Annotated in this window: 17 protein-coding genes and 1 pseudogene; 2 read left to right on the top strand and 16 right to left on the bottom strand. The window is 37.7% G+C overall.

From position 1 onward, the window contains the following. Positions 1-14 precede the first annotated feature (14 nt). Positions 15-1,253, bottom strand: coding sequence for a sugar MFS transporter (locus I6E80_RS03110; protein ID WP_197184765.1), 1,239 nt, complete (start codon positions 1,251-1,253; stop codon positions 15-17). 175 nt (positions 1,254-1,428) lie between these two features. Continuing rightward, positions 1,429-2,436, bottom strand: coding sequence for a LacI family DNA-binding transcriptional regulator (locus tag I6E80_RS03105; RefSeq protein WP_197184764.1), 1,008 nt, complete (start codon positions 2,434-2,436; stop codon positions 1,429-1,431). 304 nt (positions 2,437-2,740) lie between these two features. Between I6E80_RS03105 and I6E80_RS03100 the strand changes: the two genes are divergently transcribed. Continuing rightward, complete coding sequence (locus tag I6E80_RS03100) at positions 2,741-4,993, top strand: TonB-dependent receptor (RefSeq protein WP_197184763.1); 2,253 nt, start codon at positions 2,741-2,743, stop codon at positions 4,991-4,993. Between the two features lie 70 nt (positions 4,994-5,063). On the opposite strand, the gene I6E80_RS03095 is transcribed toward I6E80_RS03100, so the two are convergent. The 5 genes from I6E80_RS03095 to I6E80_RS03075 all read right to left on the bottom strand — a co-directional run bounded on the left by I6E80_RS03095 (position 5,064) and on the right by I6E80_RS03075 (position 8,955). Beyond that, complete coding sequence (locus I6E80_RS03095) at positions 5,064-5,585, bottom strand: hypothetical protein (RefSeq protein ID WP_197184762.1); 522 nt, start codon at positions 5,583-5,585, stop codon at positions 5,064-5,066. 58 nt (positions 5,586-5,643) lie between these two features. Further along, positions 5,644-7,182: an EAL domain-containing protein gene (locus I6E80_RS03090; RefSeq protein ID WP_197184761.1), complete on the bottom strand. Its 1,539-nt coding sequence runs from the start codon at positions 7,180-7,182 to the stop codon at positions 5,644-5,646. A 77-nt stretch (positions 7,183-7,259) separates the two neighbouring features. Further along, positions 7,260-7,895 (bottom strand): SGNH/GDSL hydrolase family protein, encoded by a 636-nt coding sequence (locus I6E80_RS03085; protein WP_197184760.1) that lies wholly within the window; start codon positions 7,893-7,895, stop codon positions 7,260-7,262. An 8-nt stretch (positions 7,896-7,903) separates the two neighbouring features. Next, the gene (locus I6E80_RS03080) at positions 7,904-8,416 is read right to left on the bottom strand and encodes a DsrE family protein (RefSeq protein ID WP_024598520.1); all 513 of its coding nucleotides are present in this window, start codon (positions 8,414-8,416) and stop codon (positions 7,904-7,906) included. Positions 8,417-8,481: 65 nt separating this feature from the next. Then, positions 8,482-8,955, bottom strand: coding sequence for a flavodoxin family protein (locus I6E80_RS03075; RefSeq protein ID WP_197184759.1), 474 nt, complete (start codon positions 8,953-8,955; stop codon positions 8,482-8,484). A 78-nt stretch (positions 8,956-9,033) separates the two neighbouring features. Here I6E80_RS03075 and soxR point away from each other — a divergent pair, with 78 nt between their 5' ends. Beyond that, positions 9,034-9,495: a redox-sensitive transcriptional activator SoxR gene (gene soxR / locus I6E80_RS03070; RefSeq protein ID WP_197184758.1), complete on the top strand. Its 462-nt coding sequence runs from the start codon at positions 9,034-9,036 to the stop codon at positions 9,493-9,495. A gap of 14 nt (positions 9,496-9,509) precedes the next feature. Here soxR and I6E80_RS03065 read toward each other — a convergent pair whose 3' ends face one another. From I6E80_RS03065 to I6E80_RS20395, 9 genes and pseudogenes are all read right to left on the bottom strand, one after another. Then, the gene (locus I6E80_RS03065) at positions 9,510-10,676 is read right to left on the bottom strand and encodes a lipase family protein (protein WP_197184757.1); all 1,167 of its coding nucleotides are present in this window, start codon (positions 10,674-10,676) and stop codon (positions 9,510-9,512) included. A 23-nt stretch (positions 10,677-10,699) separates the two neighbouring features. Continuing rightward, entirely contained in the window at positions 10,700-11,131 is a 432-nt protein-coding gene (locus I6E80_RS03060; RefSeq protein WP_231616702.1) for a transthyretin-like family protein, read from the bottom strand. Positions 11,132-11,366: 235 nt separating this feature from the next. Then, positions 11,367-12,146 carry a hypothetical protein gene (locus tag I6E80_RS03055; RefSeq protein WP_197184756.1) on the bottom strand — a complete coding sequence of 260 codons (780 nt, stop codon included), beginning with the start codon at positions 12,144-12,146 and terminating at the stop codon, positions 11,367-11,369. A 90-nt stretch (positions 12,147-12,236) separates the two neighbouring features. Beyond that, positions 12,237-12,503 carry a hypothetical protein gene (locus I6E80_RS03050; RefSeq protein WP_197184755.1) on the bottom strand — a complete coding sequence of 89 codons (267 nt, stop codon included), beginning with the start codon at positions 12,501-12,503 and terminating at the stop codon, positions 12,237-12,239. 70 nt (positions 12,504-12,573) lie between these two features. Then, positions 12,574-13,131 (bottom strand): hypothetical protein, encoded by a 558-nt coding sequence (locus I6E80_RS03045; RefSeq protein ID WP_331459313.1) that lies wholly within the window; start codon positions 13,129-13,131, stop codon positions 12,574-12,576. 17 nt (positions 13,132-13,148) lie between these two features. Further along, positions 13,149-13,922 (bottom strand): ChaN family lipoprotein, encoded by a 774-nt coding sequence (locus I6E80_RS03040; protein WP_197184753.1) that lies wholly within the window; start codon positions 13,920-13,922, stop codon positions 13,149-13,151. Positions 13,923-14,039: 117 nt separating this feature from the next. Continuing rightward, positions 14,040-15,212, bottom strand: coding sequence for a lipase family protein (locus I6E80_RS03035; protein ID WP_197184752.1), 1,173 nt, complete (start codon positions 15,210-15,212; stop codon positions 14,040-14,042). Positions 15,213-15,226: 14 nt separating this feature from the next. Beyond that, entirely contained in the window at positions 15,227-15,724 is a 498-nt protein-coding gene (locus I6E80_RS03030) for a DUF6795 domain-containing protein (RefSeq protein WP_197184751.1), read from the bottom strand. A gap of 163 nt (positions 15,725-15,887) precedes the next feature. Then, a pseudogene (locus I6E80_RS20395) lies at positions 15,888-16,369 on the bottom strand (transposase); the annotation flags it as partial. Between the last annotated feature and the right edge of the window lie 32 nt (positions 16,370-16,401).

The following is a 16,401-nucleotide window of genomic DNA, read 5'->3' as shown; positions in this document are numbered from 1 at the left end:
AACTTTCCTTACTTTTAAGCTGTGGTTGCGTGTTGTGAGATAGCATCTGTACGTTTTTTGAAAAAAATCACGCTAATAAAAATTAAACTAATAGGAACCAAAGAAAGGTAAAACGCGTGCTGCCCACTAAAGTGCTCAAATACATAACCGGTTATTATTGAGCCTGTTGTGCCTCCAAGTGCCGAAAAAACCACAATCAAACCAGTCATAGCTGCATGACGATGTTTTTCAAGTGCGCTGAGCATAACGGAGTTAAGTACCGGATAAATAGGTGCCATAAAAAAACCAATTAACGGCAAAATAAATGCAGCGAGAGGAGCGTCAAACAAACTGGTTACGTTATTTTCAGTAATATTTTCAGTAAGTGGCAAGGTGATGAGTATTAAACCAGCCATAGCAACTAAACAACTGCACAATACAGCAAACCAATTAATGTGTTTAAGTACTTGCCCTGCCACTAAGCGTCCAAGCGCAAGTGCCGCAGCAAAAATACTAGCCAACTGAATACTAATAGCGACAGGGAGTTTTAAAACTTCATTATTAAATGTAGGTAACCAAGTACCTACGCCCTGCTCAATTAGCACGTATAAAAAAGCGCTAATTATGAATATAAGCACTAATGGTTGATATGTTAGCTTTAGCATCGCTATAAAGTCATACCAGCTTGAGCGTTTAGTTTTTCTTACAATTGCTGGCTTTATAGGTGCTGCAATGACGCTTGCTATAACAATTAGGGTTAGAGCTGCCAGCAAGTAATAAACGTTAAGCCAAGCGGTTGAGTCACTTGGATCTATAAAAGCAGTAAAAATCCAATAACCGCTTAATACACCAACCATAAAAATGCCTTCGATGGTGTTTAGTAATGAGGAGTGGCTGTTTGCATCGTCTGTTACTTGGCCAATAATAGAGTAAACAGATACTTTAACCACAGCAAAGCCACAACCAATAGCTGCAAATAAAATTTTAAACACATAAAAGTCACTAATTAAAGCCGTACTTACACAAGCAAGCGCAACAATAGTAAGCGCCCCAAGCATGGCAAGCTTATAGCCCAAACGAGGAATAAACGAAGCCACTATAAATGACATTACCGCAATGGATAAATCTTTAAACCCTTCTAGAACTGAGGCCTCTGTTTTACTTACCCCTAGAGTATTTATTGCCTGCAAAATAACGGTACCTACACTATTTAATAAAATAGCGAAAATAAAGTAACTTGCTGCAATAGCCAGTGTGACTTTTGTTTTACTCATAACTGCCCCCGCTTTACAGCGTTATTTAAACGCTATAACGACCTTTATTGTATGCCCATAATGAGTGCATACACTGTGTGTATTTATATCAGTGAGATTTGAGTTTAGTTTAGAACAACCTCCAATGCAATCGTTTGCATTATGATTTTAACATTAACTCAACATCATTTATAAGTTAACGTTTACTCGATTGACGGGTAATTAATTCAATATCAATCACTTGTGATTCAACTTTTTCACCAGCGAGTTGTTGCATTAGCTTTTGAACTAGTAGCGTGGCTGCGTACTGTGTGTTTTGTCGGATGGTCGATAATGAAGGGTGGCTAATGTCGGCCATAGCAATATCATCAAAGCCTACTAGAGCGACATCATTAGGAATACTTACATAGCGCTCTTTTAAGGCTTTCATTGCCCCTAAAGCAACCATGTCACTACATGCAACTATAGCATCAAAATAAAGGCCTTTTTCACGCAGTAATTGGTTAATAGATTGGTACGCAGAGCTACTTGTAATATCAATAGATACAACATGTTCCTTTAATTTGTGGGTTGCTAATGCAGCAGAGTACCCTCGATGACGTTCGCTAATTTCACCATGTTCTGGGTCACCTAAAAATATAATATTTTTGGCTCCATGCTCTATTAAATGCGTGGTTGCTTGCAAGCCCCCTAAATAGTTGTCACTCCCTACAATGGCATAATTACAGGGTGTTTTAGGATCCCCCCATACTACCAGCGGAATACCTGCGTTAGCTGCATTTTCGATATTGGTTTGGTTCTTACCTTGACCTACCACAATAATGCCGTCTGCACGGCGGCTATTAATAAAGTAATTAGCCCAATCGCCTTGCGCCATTATTGAGTTTGATAATAAAAGCTCTAACCCTTGTTGATTAAGCGCAAGGTTAATTTCGCTCACCACTTTAAGTAAAAAAGGGTCGCTAATCGACTGTTCTGTTTGTTCGTCAAGGTTAATTATAACCGCCACTACATTGGTTTTTTGTGTACGCAAGCGGCTTGCGGCAGTATTCAGGCTAAAATTGTGTTCTTTAGCTAAGCGCTGTAGTTTATCGCGGGTTTCTTGCTTAATTAGCGGATTATCATTAAGCGCACGCGAAACTGTTGAAGTCGATACACCTGCTAGTTTTGCTAAATCAATTAATTTAATTTTTTTATTATTCATGATTTTCCTAAATCGCCGGTTGCCACTAATAAACCTGAACTCTGGTTGCTTTATACAATTATCTAACCTGCTGACAATATAGCATTATTATTTTTTGCTGGCGCGAACAACGCCTTAAAAATTGTTTATCTGATAAATAAGCTCAATAAATAAACTATATAAATTCATAAATAATTTACAAATAAATATTGCAAACGTTTGCATTTATCTCTAAGGTTTCAACATACACAGCCTATTTACATTAAATTTTAAGAGTTAAGGCTAAAAAATCACACTGTTTCACACACTAAACGGGATCACACACATGAAAATCAATAAAGCCAATAGCACATTATCGTGTGCAATTACTTTAGCGCTTAGCACTCAATGCGCATTTGCAGCAGAGCAAACACAAGAAAAACAGAAAGTTGAGCGCATTGTGGTATCGGGAACACCTACCGGTGTTGGAGTTAGAAAAATAGATGCCAGCTATGCGGTAACTAATATCGATAGTGAACAAATTATTAAACTGTCTCCTAAAAGCACTGCCGACTTGTTTAAAGCAATACCTGGTGTTTGGGTAGAAAGCTCAGGTGGTGAATCGGGTGCTAATGTATTTGTTCGTGGTTTTCCTGGTGGGGGTGATGCCCCATTTTTAACACTCAGCATTGAAGGCTCCCCTATTTATCCTGCTTCAACGTTGTCATTTTTAGAAAACTCATCAATGTTTCGTATTGATGAAACCATTGAGACAGTAGAAGCCCTGCGTGGTGGACCTAATCCTGTTTTATCTAACGGACAACCTGGATTAACAACCAACTTTAGATTAAAACGTGGTGGCGAAGAAACAGAAGGCTTATTTAAATACACGACTTCTGATTACGACTTACAGCGCGTTGATGCTGTGATGAGTGGTAAAATTACTGACGATTTATACTTTATGGTTGGCGGTTACGTAAAAAGCTCTCCGGGTATTCGTGATGCGGGCTTTACTTCAGAAAAAGGTAGCCAATTTACAATCAACATTACTAAAGATTTAGACAACGGTGAGCTTAACTTTTATACCCGCCAAACAGACGATCACGGTGCATGGTACTTACCAACACCCCTTAATGTTGATGGAATTGACGCAGAATATACGCAACTTGGTACGCTAAATCGTCAAGCAACAATATTTACAGGCCCCGATGCACAAGCACTTGATATTGACCTAGGTGATGGCCGAGGGTGGGACGGCCATGTTTCGGGCGGTAGTATTAAGCTAGAGCTAAAAGATGGTTGGCATTTTTCAGATCGCTTTAACATTACCAAAGGCGATGCAAATACCTACGGTTTAGTACCTAGTGGCTCAGCAACAACGGTTGGAGCAGTTGCTGATAACGGCCAAACTGCATTTGGAGCAGTTACAAACACTGAATACGAAAGCAACACCCCAGTCCAACAACTTGGTCGATGGGTAGTACTTAAAGAAATCAGCTCATTTACTAATGATTTAGCCTTTTCGAAAAAATTTGGCGACCTATCAACAACCTTTGGGTATTACACTGCAAGTACTTCAGCAAAAGATTGGTGGAGCTTAGGTAACACTGCATACCATGTACTTGAATCAGGTGGCGAAGCATTGACTGGGATTGAATGTAATCAAAGCACCGATGGTTGTGATTTTAACTACGACATAAGCTCTACAGGTGATGCGCGCACTAACGCGTTTTATGTCACCGGTGAATACAAATTTGCTGATGCGTTTACACTTGATGTTGGCGTACGTCAAGAAAACCACGAAGTAGAATACAGTGTAGATGAGGGCCTTGACGGTATCATTACTAAAACCGTTAGCTATGATGAAAGTAAAACATCGTGGACTACAGGGTTAAACTACTCAATTAATGATGATATGGGTGTGTTTGCCCGTGTTAACCGTGGTTATAAAATGCCTTACTTTGATGACTTTAGAGATAACTTTGATGCTTACGAAGGCGGCGAAAAGCTTATTAAAGAAATAACTCAAGGCGAGCTTGGCTATAAGTTAATTACTGAATCAACCGACTTTTATGCAACCGTATTTGTAAATGAAGTTAAAGGTGACACATTTGTACGACGACCTGGCGTACCAGCAGAAATTTTAACAAACGAAGCATACGGTATAGAGCTTGATTACAACTTTAATCATGAGTCTGGTTTTTCTGTTAATTTAAATACGACATTACAAGATGCTGAAATTACAGAGAGCCCAACAAACGATGGTAACCAGTCGCAGCGCCAACCAAAATGGCAAGTACGTGTAACACCAAGCTACGACTTTGAACTGCAAGGTATGTATGCAACTTTATACGGTACGCTTTCAGCTGTTGATGATCGCTTTGGAAATAACGAAAACACGGTAACACTCGATGGCTATGAGAAAGTTGATTTAGGACTAATTTTAGAACCAATGGAAGGCATTAAGCTTCAAGTAGCAATTGATAACTTAACTGATGAGCAAGGTATTACCGAGGGTGACCCACGTAATGCAGATTCACCAAATGGTCGCTACATTATGCCTCGCACTACGCGTTTTAGTGTAAGTTACGCGTTTTAAATAAAATATAATATAAAGGGAGCATTCGCTCCCTTTCACTTTAATTAACCTAAAAAAATGAATTTAAAGGCTACTCAATATTCACTTTTAGTTTATTTAACGCATCTACCGAAAAACCTCGGTCATAAAAATATAAAATTTCGCCGCTGCTATTTATAAGTACAACACGTGAGTTATTCGGGCTTTCATTACCTGTAAATTTTTGAACCGCTTCACCGTCTTTATAAATAGTGATTACTCCACCCCATAATTCTTTAGGGATGCCCTTGCGCATACCGCTGTCTATAAATGTGCTGAACATGCGTGGTGCCATGCCCGCAATAGTAGGTAGCTCGTAAGTAGGAAGCTTAACGCCTGCCATGTCTAAGCCAATTAACCAACGATCTATATCAAATTGGCTATCTTGTTTGTAACCAATAAGCAGTAGTGTTTTATCTGCTTTAAAGTCGCTAGGTATATTTACCATATTTTGTTCTAAGCTTTCGCCACTAATGCTTGGAAACTGTTTACCTGTTAATTGTTGGTTTGGGTATTGTGTTGTACATGCACTAAGTAGTAAAAATGCAAAAGCACTTAATGTTAATTTGATCATAATAAACCTAATATTTTTTTAAATTTCATAACGATACGCTTAGTATGGCAACTGAGATCTAAAAGTGTTGATTAGCTATGTAATTTTTAAATTTAGACGCGGTCATGGCCTTGCCATACTTCCAACCTTGTCCGTAATGTACTCCCGCCATTTTTAAAATAGCTTCTTGCTCTGTAGTTTCAATCCCTTCTGCTACGCAGGTATAATTAAACTTATGCACAAGTTCCATAATATTTGGGATCATAGAGGCTTTTAAGCCCTCAGTGGTTATATCTTGTACAAATGTACGGTCAATTTTTAGTTGATGAAAACTCAAATTTTGTAAGTTTCTTAAATTTGAGTAACCCGTACCAAAGTCATCTAATGATAAGTTAAATCCCGACTCAACCAAGGTTCTAAAATGAGCATGCGCGATACTTGTATCAAGGTATTCGTCTTCAGTTATCTCTAAACAAATAATAAAGCGTGAATTGGTAAGCTCTGTAATTTGCGGCAACAACGAGACATTACCCAGCTCTACATCACACGGAAATATATTAAGCGACACTTTAAAGCCTTCTGGCAATACCTCTATAGAGGTTAACTCTTTTATTGCCGTTGCAATCATTGCTTCAGTAAAAGTCCATGTTAAATTATTTTTTCTGATAACAGGAATAAACTCATCAGGAAATAAAACACCGTACTTATCTTCAAAACGTGCAAGTACCTCGCAACCAATCAGCTTGCCACTTTGCAAACAAATAATGGGCTGGTAAGTCCAATAAAATGACCCCTTTTTAAGTCCTTTACGAATACGCTGATTGGTAGAGCGGCGTGCAGCAATTCTCGCATCAACTATTAACGCACTCGATATGCCCGCTAAACACGTTAAAATTAACGAAATTATTAATAATAAGTGATTATTAGAAAAAAACAGACTCCAAGGTAAGCGCACTACTACACAATATTGACTATTTGTAGAACTACAAACTGAATTAGTTTCGTAAGGAAAAAAAATATTACTTTTTACCTGCTGATACAGCCCTTCTTTACCTGCTAAATGATGCAAAGTATTTGGTGTTTTATAAATAACTTCCCAATCTGGCGCAGTAATTCCAATGTTGGTAAAAGGCGTACTCTGCATAATTAAATTATAGTCCCCTTGCCTGACTATAATTACCTCCATAGGGCGCTCACTAAACAATAATAGATAAAGCTCTGGCTCAAAACGAACCCTCACCTGTTCATCATCTCGAATAAAATCAGGCTGTTTGTCGTTAATTGGTTTACTTAATAAGCCTGCACCCGTAGTGCAAACTAGCTGGTTACCTTTAAAAAAACCTATATCAATTACATATTTTGCATCAAATAAAGCGCGGCGCATCTCAAGAAGAGTTGTGTTGTCACACTGTTTAAACGCAAGCTTATTTAATGGGGTAAGTATTCGACGCCTCTCTGCAATTGCACCTTCTATATGAGTGAGAATATACTCAGCATCAGATTTTGTTTGTGCTGTTAATTGTTGAGCTGCAAAGTTGAGCAAAATAAAACAGCCAGCTACAAATACCAGCCCTCCGGTTAAAATGGCTATAATAGATTTTTGTTGGTACTTTTTCATAGCATCTCGAAGTTGTTAATTTATGTCGCTTTTTTTTAGATGATTACATAAGTCGTACTAAATTCAAATAGATAGATTCAAGAATTGTTGAGCAAATTTCGAACCAGTTGAGTGATTTTAGTGCTTACAGTTAAATGCTGACTACTTTCAAAGTGAATCCCATCACCGGTTGTTACATTAATAAATGTATTAAAATCAATAAAGGTGCATTTATTATTAGCCGCAACACTTTTAAATGCACTAGAGAGCTCTGTTGCTTTTATATCTGCACCTTCATAAATACGCGAATACTGCTCGGTAATTCTTATTTTAGGTGGGCTAGCAATAATAATTTTAGGTGATTTTAAAGTACTACTTTTCTGATAATAACTATGTATTGAGTTAATTAAATCATTCAAGCCATCTGCTATTAAACTAGGAGTTAAATTAAAACGTTTTTTAAGATCGTTTGTACCAAGGGCAATAATAATAAAGTCAATTCGATGCGCCTCTAAGTAAGGCTTTAAATAGCTAACACCACTCAGCACACCATCAAAAGGCGGGTTATGCACTAACGTGCGGTTAGGTTGCCCCGCCTCAATAATAGCAAAAGCACACTCTAAATTCTTAGCTAATAGCGATGTCCAACGGGTATTTTCACCAAAGCGTTTACCCGTTATAGAGTTTAATCCCCAGGTATTAGAATCACCAAAGCAGAGTATATTTTTTATCATTTGAGTCATTAAAATGGGTTAAGTGTATAACCTTGTTGTTGTAACTGAGCATGTGCTGTCATCGCAGAAAGTGACATTTTTACGCCATCAATTAAAAGCTCTGGCGTTACTTTAAAGTGAGTAGCCGATTGCCCGCAAACATACACTTTAGTGTTATTAGCAAGTAGCTGCTCAATTAACGCTTGGTTTTTATTGTCAGCGTCAAAACGTTTTTTATATTCGCTATTAGCTAACACATCAACACTTGCACTACCGTGCACAACTAACGCTAATTGAATGTTATCTGGCTTTACACCGTGTGCTACATGCATATTAATAAAACGTGCAAGTGAGTTCATTGAATTGTTCTGCTCACCTTTTTTAGCGCCCTCTGCAACATCAAAGGCTATTTTAAATACCGTAGAGTCATTTATTTCATCATGTTGAGGAACATTGTAATAATTCCCAAACCCTTTAATTGGTTGCTCATTAGCATTAATAAACGGGCTAAAAATTAGTACTAACCATAGTAAATATTTCATTAAACTATCCTTTGTTTTTTAAGCGTATTACTAAACTACCAGAGACAACCAAAAAAGGCTGCAATTTAAGCAACCTTTTGGGTACTTTTATGGTTGTGGTTAATAAACTGCATACCTAAATAGCTAAACGTATTTTTAAACTGCTCGACAAAACAGGCGGGAGCTTCGCTTGATGACGCATTCGAAAGCACTGAAAAATGCTTACTACGTAAACTACGAAGCTTAGGTTTTAATGCTTCATCGTCCATGTAATCGGTTATTCTATCAATAAATAATTTCATTTGTACTGTGGTGCTGTACCAATAAACTGGCGAAGCAAACACCCAATGGTCATACGTTAAAAGTGCTTCAAACACAGCGTAAAAGTCATCATTATTATAGTTTTTGTTATAGCAGTACGGCGCTATTTTATAATCATCCAAACATATTACACGCACATTATTTTGCTCTGCAAATCCGTTAACGTGCGCCTGTGTATTACCATTTTTGCGTGCGCTTGAATAAATAATAACCGTACTACGCTCAAGTTTTTGTTGCATTTAGTTAGCTCCTTTTTTAATGTTGAAAGAAGCTTAAAACCTCAAGTTATATTGAGGTCAAACGGAAATTAAAAAATAATGCAAACAGATCAAAAAAAACTAACTGAGGCCAACTTAACAGTAGGTTATGTAGCAAAGCGTAGCGGCATAAAAGTATCAACCCTGCATTTTTACGAAACAAAAGGACTAATACGTAGCTGGCGAAATGGCGGTAATCAACGCCGTTACAAAAAAGATGTACTGCGACGTATAGCGGTAATAAAAGCCGCACAAGCCATGGGAATAACCCTTGATGAAATTAAACAAACACTGGCAACATTACCTGATCAGCGCACACCCACACAAAAAGACTGGGCAGCCCTTTCAAAGCAATGGCAAGCACAGCTGGACGAGCGAATAGCGTATATGCAGCGTTTGCGTGATCGCGTTGATGGATGTATTGGCTGTGGGTGCTTATCTATGAGTAAATGCCCTATTTATAACAAAAATGACCACTTAGGCGAAAACCAAAGTGGTGCTATTTTGTTAGAGCGAGATTGAGAGCTAGATTAAAGTTAATCTAAGCCGCTTAGCCCCTCTCTCGCCGCTCGGTATAATGCACCTAGGGTTGAATCGAATACAGATTTTATAAAGCTATATGTAAGCTCCACCGCTTTACTAATTACTTTGCCTGCAAACACTAACATATGCCCTAGTAAACCTAAGGTTTGTGTTGCAAACGAGGCTGACGCTTTAGCTATTTTATCTAAAGTACGCGCCAACATATCGTAAAAAGTGAGCCCAGTACCAATAGCGGCTTGGGCAGCAACTGCACTGTAATAGCCGGCATCTTTTAAAAGTGTGACTAACGCAGCCCCTAGTTTATCAGCCCAGTGGGAAGTAAAAGAGGCTTGATTTCTATCTTCAAACTTCAAACGTACAGGGGTACTCAAAAAATGATTAGCTTGAATGGTTAAGTTGTTCCAATTATTACTATTGGCTGTGTTTATATAGCCAGGCGTACCATTGAGGGTATGCGCTGCACCTTTTAAACCTTGCCCATTATCTAAGCGTATTTCTTGACCGCTATAAGGCGCATGCGAGAACGGCCACAAAGGTACCTTAGCAACTGGGTCTGCGCCATGAGTACAGCGATAAATTTTATCAATTCTCGATGTAGCAGCCCGAGAGAAGTTTTCAAGCCCAACGCGCGGTGAGCCAAACGTATATAGCTTTACAGGTATTGAATATTCAGCTCTAATCCAATCAGCAGAAAGCGTCGCTAATGCACCACCTAAGCTGTGGCCAACTAAATGAATACAATCGGTTACTTTATCTTTAATATTAGCTTCAACAAACTCCTGTAACGCGGGCTTCATACTGTAAAAGGTCTTATTAAACCCAGCATGCACCATACTTCCGTTTGAGCCTCCACTTAAACCAAAATGGCCATCAGTTAAGCCATCTCTTAGCGAGTTAGTACCACGAATTGTTATAACTGATTCACCCTGATAATCACCAAGCCCATGGCCTACTAGAGCAAAACCCGTACTTAAATTAAATAAATGGGAGAAAAAACCGCCCGTTACACCTTGTACTGCGCCTGGGTTAACTGAAAAGTTAAAATTGTCGCGCAAAGATGCATGAAGTGAACGATGAAGTAAGTTAGTGGTTTTAATGCTTTTTGCTTTATAAGCAAGGTTAGCTAACTGTACAGCTTGGGTTGGCGTCAAAGTATTCATATAAGTTCCCTTTAAATTAATAGTTAAAGTTTACATGATGTGTAAATCGCAAAAGCGTGGCTTGTATCTTCTTTAATTGGAATATCGTATGTTTGCGGCTCTTTAGAAATATCACATTTCAAGTTTGCAAGAAGCTCTTTAAGTGTGTCACTTTTTTCATGAATTGAAACAAGCGTGTACCATAAAACAATTCCTTCTGGCGTGCCGTTTTCTAAATAAATATGCTGAACCAACGAGTCGTTATCAAACATATTAGAGGGTTTACCTGTTTTTATTGTTTTTTCTGTAAAAGTAAAATACCCCTGTTCATCTGTCCTGGTTTCATCAACGAATTCATCGCCATAAGTAAGTGAGCGCATTACTTTAGTGTTTGCAACTGGCTGCCCATTATCTAATAGCTGACCTTTTACTGGAGCCGATAAATAAAATTCTTGTTTATTAAAAAAGCCAAACATATCTGCACAAGCCTGTGATGTAGTAAAAAAAACAACGGTAATAGAGGCTATTACCAACACAAAAATTTTTAAACGCGATAAAAACAAAGTAAAAACTCTCCCACTAGCTATAAGCTATAAGCTACTTAATGTATATGGCTAATTAATTACACAAGCCATATTTATATAAAAAAAGCAGGGGTCTAATTAGGTACAATTATACTGCATGTTTTTTAATCAAAAAACAATCACTAATCTAATTATAAAATAGTGTATATATTAATTTACCCATGCCACTAAACATGATGCCGCCCATAAGCAAAAAGCCATACATAAAGCTAATAGCACCCGCTGAGGGGTCGCTCTTTTTATCAATTTCTATACATGCCGTGCAAACAACAAAATATATAAAAAAGTTAGCGATAACGCCTAAAATAAAAGCACGCCCAAATAACGGTGCTACACCTGCTAAAACTGCGCCCAATATTAAGAGCGAGCCTGAAAATGAATGTTTATTAAACCGGCTCTCAATTATTTTTATAACTAATGTTGCTAACATAAAGAGTAAAAAGCATAGCGTTGGCCAAAACTGATAATACAAATAGCCCCAGTTTAAAAGCTCACCTGTAGTTGATGAATAAGCTTGCTGGCCTATGTCGGCTGCTGAAGCATTCGCGGCATTTTCGCTAAAAAGATACTCTACCCCACCAATAATTAATTTTATAAGCCAAAAAAATAAAAAACTGGCAATAGTAAACCCGATAGCGTCATCCCTTGTTAATCGCTTTTTAGCTTTGCTTTTTACAATAATGGCAAGCATTAAACCTAACAGGCATACACTTCCTAAATAAAGTACCGCCTGCCAAAAGTCATCAGGATAAAATACAGCTAACCCTGGCGCGATAAATAGATACATAGCATCTTCGTTATCTAGTGAACGGTTTCGGGCACTCTGCTCAGACTCTTTAAAAAGAGCTAAATATACAAATAAAGGCTGTAAAAACAGCATTAAAATACTCGTGGTAACAAGGCTCATACATCATCCATAATGAGAAGAAACGAATGCAGCACACGTGCTGCATTAAAATTAAATATGTGGGTGCTCAATAATAAAGAGAGGTAGGTGTTATAGGTTTATTTTTTGAAAATACGTTTTAAGTTTTAAAAGCCCCGACTCAAGTTCAAATTTTTGTATTTTAGGATTTTTGAATTTAAAACCATTAGAAATATGGGTATTAATCATCGTCGCCATACCCTCAAACCCAGCTGGCGCAGTGGCAACTAAATCGCTCAGTAAAGGTTTTATAAGCACTTGATGCTCTTCTATTAAAGTTGGGTCTTCGTATATATCGTAAACAAGGTTAGTTAATGTTTGTTGGTTTTGTTGTTCCATATCATTTCTATAGCGCCTTAGCTTAGGCGTTTATAGCTCCTTTATATTTATAGGTAAATACATTTAAAGTTTAATTTTCAGCTAACGAGGCTTTGGCTTGCTTTTGTAAATCTTTTGCAACTGCTATGCGGCCATCTCTGTCGGCATTATCTATGACGTATTGTGTATGGGTTATTACTTTTCCCCACATAGCCAGCTTTTCATATATTGTTGCCAATTCATAATGGGTAGAAGCTTTAAGAAAGATTACTTGGTTACTCTCTTGGGCCAAGTAAAGTTCATATAAACGTGCTGCTTCTCTTATATCTTTATTAACAAAGCGACCACTTTGGTATAGCCAAGCTAATGTATTAATAGCATTAGCTTCACCTTGATTCATTCGCGTATTTAATTCATCTAAATAACGAGAGCCATCCCCAGTATACATCCCTATATAATACAAAGACTCCCAGTGACCCATTACATAGGCTTTTTCACACCAAAGTAATAATTTATGTGGGGCATGCATAAAACTTTTTGCACATTGCTTTGCAGCAGTATCTGATGTCAAACTTGAATCATTAATATCTATATCAGGAAACATAGATGCGTTAGCATGTACAAAAGTCAATAAAGATAATGCGAACACAAACGAAGTTAATCCTTTTACCATTGGAAAGACCCATCACTATTTATACGTTTTTCGGGTAAGTGTACCTGGAAAGATTTAACAGTATTTTCATGTGGGAAGCCTTCCTTGTAAAAGTACTTCGCTTTCAAGTCCTCGTTCTGACTAGACATACCCTCACAACTTCTGTCACTGTAACAAGCTAAACCACCGATAAAATCAATAAAGCGAACATTTTGAATACCATGTTCTTTAATTAATGAATCAACTCCTATTTGGTACTTTAAATTCTTAACCGCATGCCATCGACTCATGAAAGCAACAATCTTATTTTGGTTAGAACTCTTAAGGATTCTAGCTAAATTATAAGCCCAAAGAGCATTTCTAAATGTATGTGCATCAAAACATTTTCCAGTAAGAGCTTTAGCTGATGGGCATACACTATCCATTACCTCCATAGTTTCGATATAAACATCTAGCGCTACAATTTTTAATCCTAAATCACGAGAAGCCTTTACAAGCTCAGCATATGCATGAGCCGTAAAATAACCATGAAACCAGTATTTATCGAAAAACTGTTGTATGCTGTCAAAGCCTTTACCTGTTCTTTGGTAAAAGTCTATTTTTTCCTGCATGTAACGGGGCAACATTTCCATAGCAAAATGTGTAAAGCCCGCTGCTTTCAACTGCCTAATAGCCTTTATAGCCTCATATTTGTACCCAGCAGCACTATGGCTAGATTCACCAAGCATCACTAAGCGCGCATTACCGGCCATTGTTTTATAATTTACATCCGTGTTTATTTTATTCACTGTATTTCCTTATGTTTAATAACTTCGAAGGGCTTTTAAACTAGATATTTTACATTTACTAATTGTGGCCCGCTTTATAAAAATGACTCAGTAGTTACCTGAGCCTTAATTTAATTACTAGCCAAAGGCGATATGAGGTGAAACTTTGACCGCAGCAATTACTAGTGTTTTAAGTTTTTCTAACATCCAAGTTAAAGCTTTTTTTACACCTGCATAAGTTATATCAACGGCAACAAATGGCTTTCCTATAAAGTTAAGTATATGCCCAATTAGCCCTTTACTATCTTCAGCAAACTTAATCGACATTTGAGAAATCTCTACAATTGACCGAGCTAATAAATCATAAATAGTTAAAACACCTGATGTGCCTATTTGACCCATAATACTTGCTAACTTACCGCTCTCACGTAATAAAGTGATAAGGGCACTTGTGATTTTTTCAGACCAATGTGCATTAAAAGAAGCATGATGTCGGTTATAGTACTTCAGACGTGTCATCGTTAAGTTAGATATCGAGCCTTTCTGCATACTTTTATAGTCAGGGTAACTAGCTGCAGTGTTAATATAACCTGGCGCATTACCTGCCATTTTATGCGCCGCACCCGTTAATGAAACACACGTACTTAGCCTATATTCGCTCCCCGCATGTACAAACGGCCAAACAGGAACCATAGCTACAGGGTCGCTACGATGAACAGCCCTATAAATGCCATCTAATCTTGTCTCTGTTTTAATTGCGAAAGGGTTAAGACCCACCCTTGGAGATCCAAAAGTATAAAGTTTTACAGGCACCTTATATTGAGCTTTAATCCAATTTGCTGCTAACGTTGCTAAAGCACCACCAAGGCTATGGCCAATACAGTGAACAGGGCGCCCACCTGCCTTACTCAATATTGCTGCTAGTTGCGGTTTAATAGTTTCAAAAGTACGATTAAATCCAGAATGTACCGGAGCTAAATTTGGGCCAACGGTAACACCACAGTGTAAATCTGTTAACGCATCAGCAAGCCCAGCAGTACCCCGTATTGCTATAACAATCTCGCCCGCATGGTTACCGGTACCTTTGCCTACACCAAAAAAGCCAAAACCAGTAGATTGGTTCAATACATGCTCTGCTGTTGTGCCACTTACACCTGTTAGTGTTGATGTTTTTGAATCAAATGCAAAATGCTTACTAATAATTGGATTCGACTTTATTTTTTTTGACTGATCACCAGCTGCCGAAACCGCAATGCTTTTGTACGCAAAATCAGCCAGTTGTGCCGCTATGCTAGGAGATAAAATTTTCATGTAAAATCCTTTTATTATTTAAAATCTTTAAAGTAATCCGTATCGTCGTCTTCAGTTTCATAGATTTCAAAGTCACTTTTCCATCTACAAATACTCGAGCCATAAAAATCTAAGTTTTCATGAGCATGGTTAGGAAATATAAAATCCACATTAGGTGATACTAAATCAGCGTTTAGACTGTTTAGCTTTTGTTTGTACTCGTCGGGCTCATCAATACCACGTAGCTCACTATTCCAAAGCTCATACTCTTCACCGCCATGAATTGCAGTAATAAGTTGATAAGTAACTTCATGGGAAAACATATCACCGGGAATTTTTGACTCAACAACAACTTCTGGCATATTAAACGTGCCATCGGAAGCTGTGATAACCTGATCTTCTTTTTCAATTTTATGTGCAAATTTAAGGCTGCGATTAATTAAAACACCTTCAACGGGATTGCCGTTTAAAGTAATAATCCCTTTAACTTCAGAGCACATGTGTACGTCATATTTTTTTATTAAACCAAACATAGTGGTTTGGGCCTCCTTACCTATATTTCTAATTATTTAAAATAAGTACCACTAATTAAAAACGTGAAAGTAAATGACTTTCAACCGTTACCTCATTAGCCATAGCATGTTGAATGCGCGCCATACTCGCAGCAAGTGCAGCTTCATCGGATAGTGCTTACTATTTGAATTGGCTCCCAAAAGAAACCTGTAACGTTACCTTATTTTTTGCTCTACTATCTTGTTTTCATTAAATCAACGCATAAACCAAATAATACCTCTCAGTTACTCGCGATACTGTTTGACCGTTCGATTAAAAAATAGATTCAGCTTTACTTAGCTCTTCACCTTGCATGACCTTTTGCGTAAGTTCGGTGCCCTTGCACAGCTTATGCCAGCGAATAACAATCGCTTTGTCATTTTTTTATCATCTACATACAGCACTAAATGGGTGTGATTACTCATTACTGCATAAGCACACACGTCAATACAAAACACTTTGGCAAGCATAAGTAACTTTTCTTCAACCCAGCCTCTTCGATGCACGTAAGAATTGCCAGTAAAATGTTCTTCTCCACATAAAAATGCACGCCGAACACAACGCTAGATACAGTGGTAATATTTTGTATCAAACAAACTTACTTGACGCTTACTTGCGAATACCATTAAACACCCTGCTTGTTTTTCACACTGATAAG

Source organism: Pseudoalteromonas sp. NSLLW218 (genome assembly GCF_015864775.1).
Taxonomy (GTDB): Bacteria; Pseudomonadota; Gammaproteobacteria; order Enterobacterales; family Alteromonadaceae; genus Pseudoalteromonas.
The sequence above is the reverse complement of the archived record's forward strand: the minus strand, read 5'-3'. Positions and strand labels throughout refer to the sequence as shown.

Coding starts and splice junctions, on each gene's coding strand:
- I6E80_RS03110 (WP_197184765.1), bottom strand. CDS start 1,253: ATGAGTAAAACAAAAGTCACACTGGCTATTGCAGCAAGTTACTTTATT.
- I6E80_RS03105 (WP_197184764.1), bottom strand. CDS start 2,436: ATGAATAATAAAAAAATTAAATTAATTGATTTAGCAAAACTAGCAGGT.
- I6E80_RS03100 (WP_197184763.1), top strand. CDS start 2,741: ATGAAAATCAATAAAGCCAATAGCACATTATCGTGTGCAATTACTTTA.
- I6E80_RS03095 (WP_197184762.1), bottom strand. CDS start 5,585: ATGATCAAATTAACATTAAGTGCTTTTGCATTTTTACTACTTAGTGCA.
- I6E80_RS03090 (WP_197184761.1), bottom strand. CDS start 7,182: ATGAAAAAGTACCAACAAAAATCTATTATAGCCATTTTAACCGGAGGG.
- I6E80_RS03085 (WP_197184760.1), bottom strand. CDS start 7,895: ATGATAAAAAATATACTCTGCTTTGGTGATTCTAATACCTGGGGATTA.
- I6E80_RS03080 (WP_024598520.1), bottom strand. CDS start 8,416: ATGAAATATTTACTATGGTTAGTACTAATTTTTAGCCCGTTTATTAAT.
- I6E80_RS03075 (WP_197184759.1), bottom strand. CDS start 8,955: ATGCAACAAAAACTTGAGCGTAGTACGGTTATTATTTATTCAAGCGCA.
- soxR (WP_197184758.1), top strand. CDS start 9,034: ATGCAAACAGATCAAAAAAAACTAACTGAGGCCAACTTAACAGTAGGT.
- I6E80_RS03065 (WP_197184757.1), bottom strand. CDS start 10,676: ATGAATACTTTGACGCCAACCCAAGCTGTACAGTTAGCTAACCTTGCT.
- I6E80_RS03060 (WP_231616702.1), bottom strand. CDS start 11,131: ATGTTTGGCTTTTTTAATAAACAAGAATTTTATTTATCGGCTCCAGTA.
- I6E80_RS03055 (WP_197184756.1), bottom strand. CDS start 12,146: ATGAGCCTTGTTACCACGAGTATTTTAATGCTGTTTTTACAGCCTTTA.
- I6E80_RS03050 (WP_197184755.1), bottom strand. CDS start 12,503: ATGGAACAACAAAACCAACAAACATTAACTAACCTTGTTTACGATATA.
- I6E80_RS03035 (WP_197184752.1), bottom strand. CDS start 15,212: ATGAAAATTTTATCTCCTAGCATAGCGGCACAACTGGCTGATTTTGCG.
- I6E80_RS03030 (WP_197184751.1), bottom strand. CDS start 15,724: ATGTTTGGTTTAATAAAAAAATATGACGTACACATGTGCTCTGAAGTT.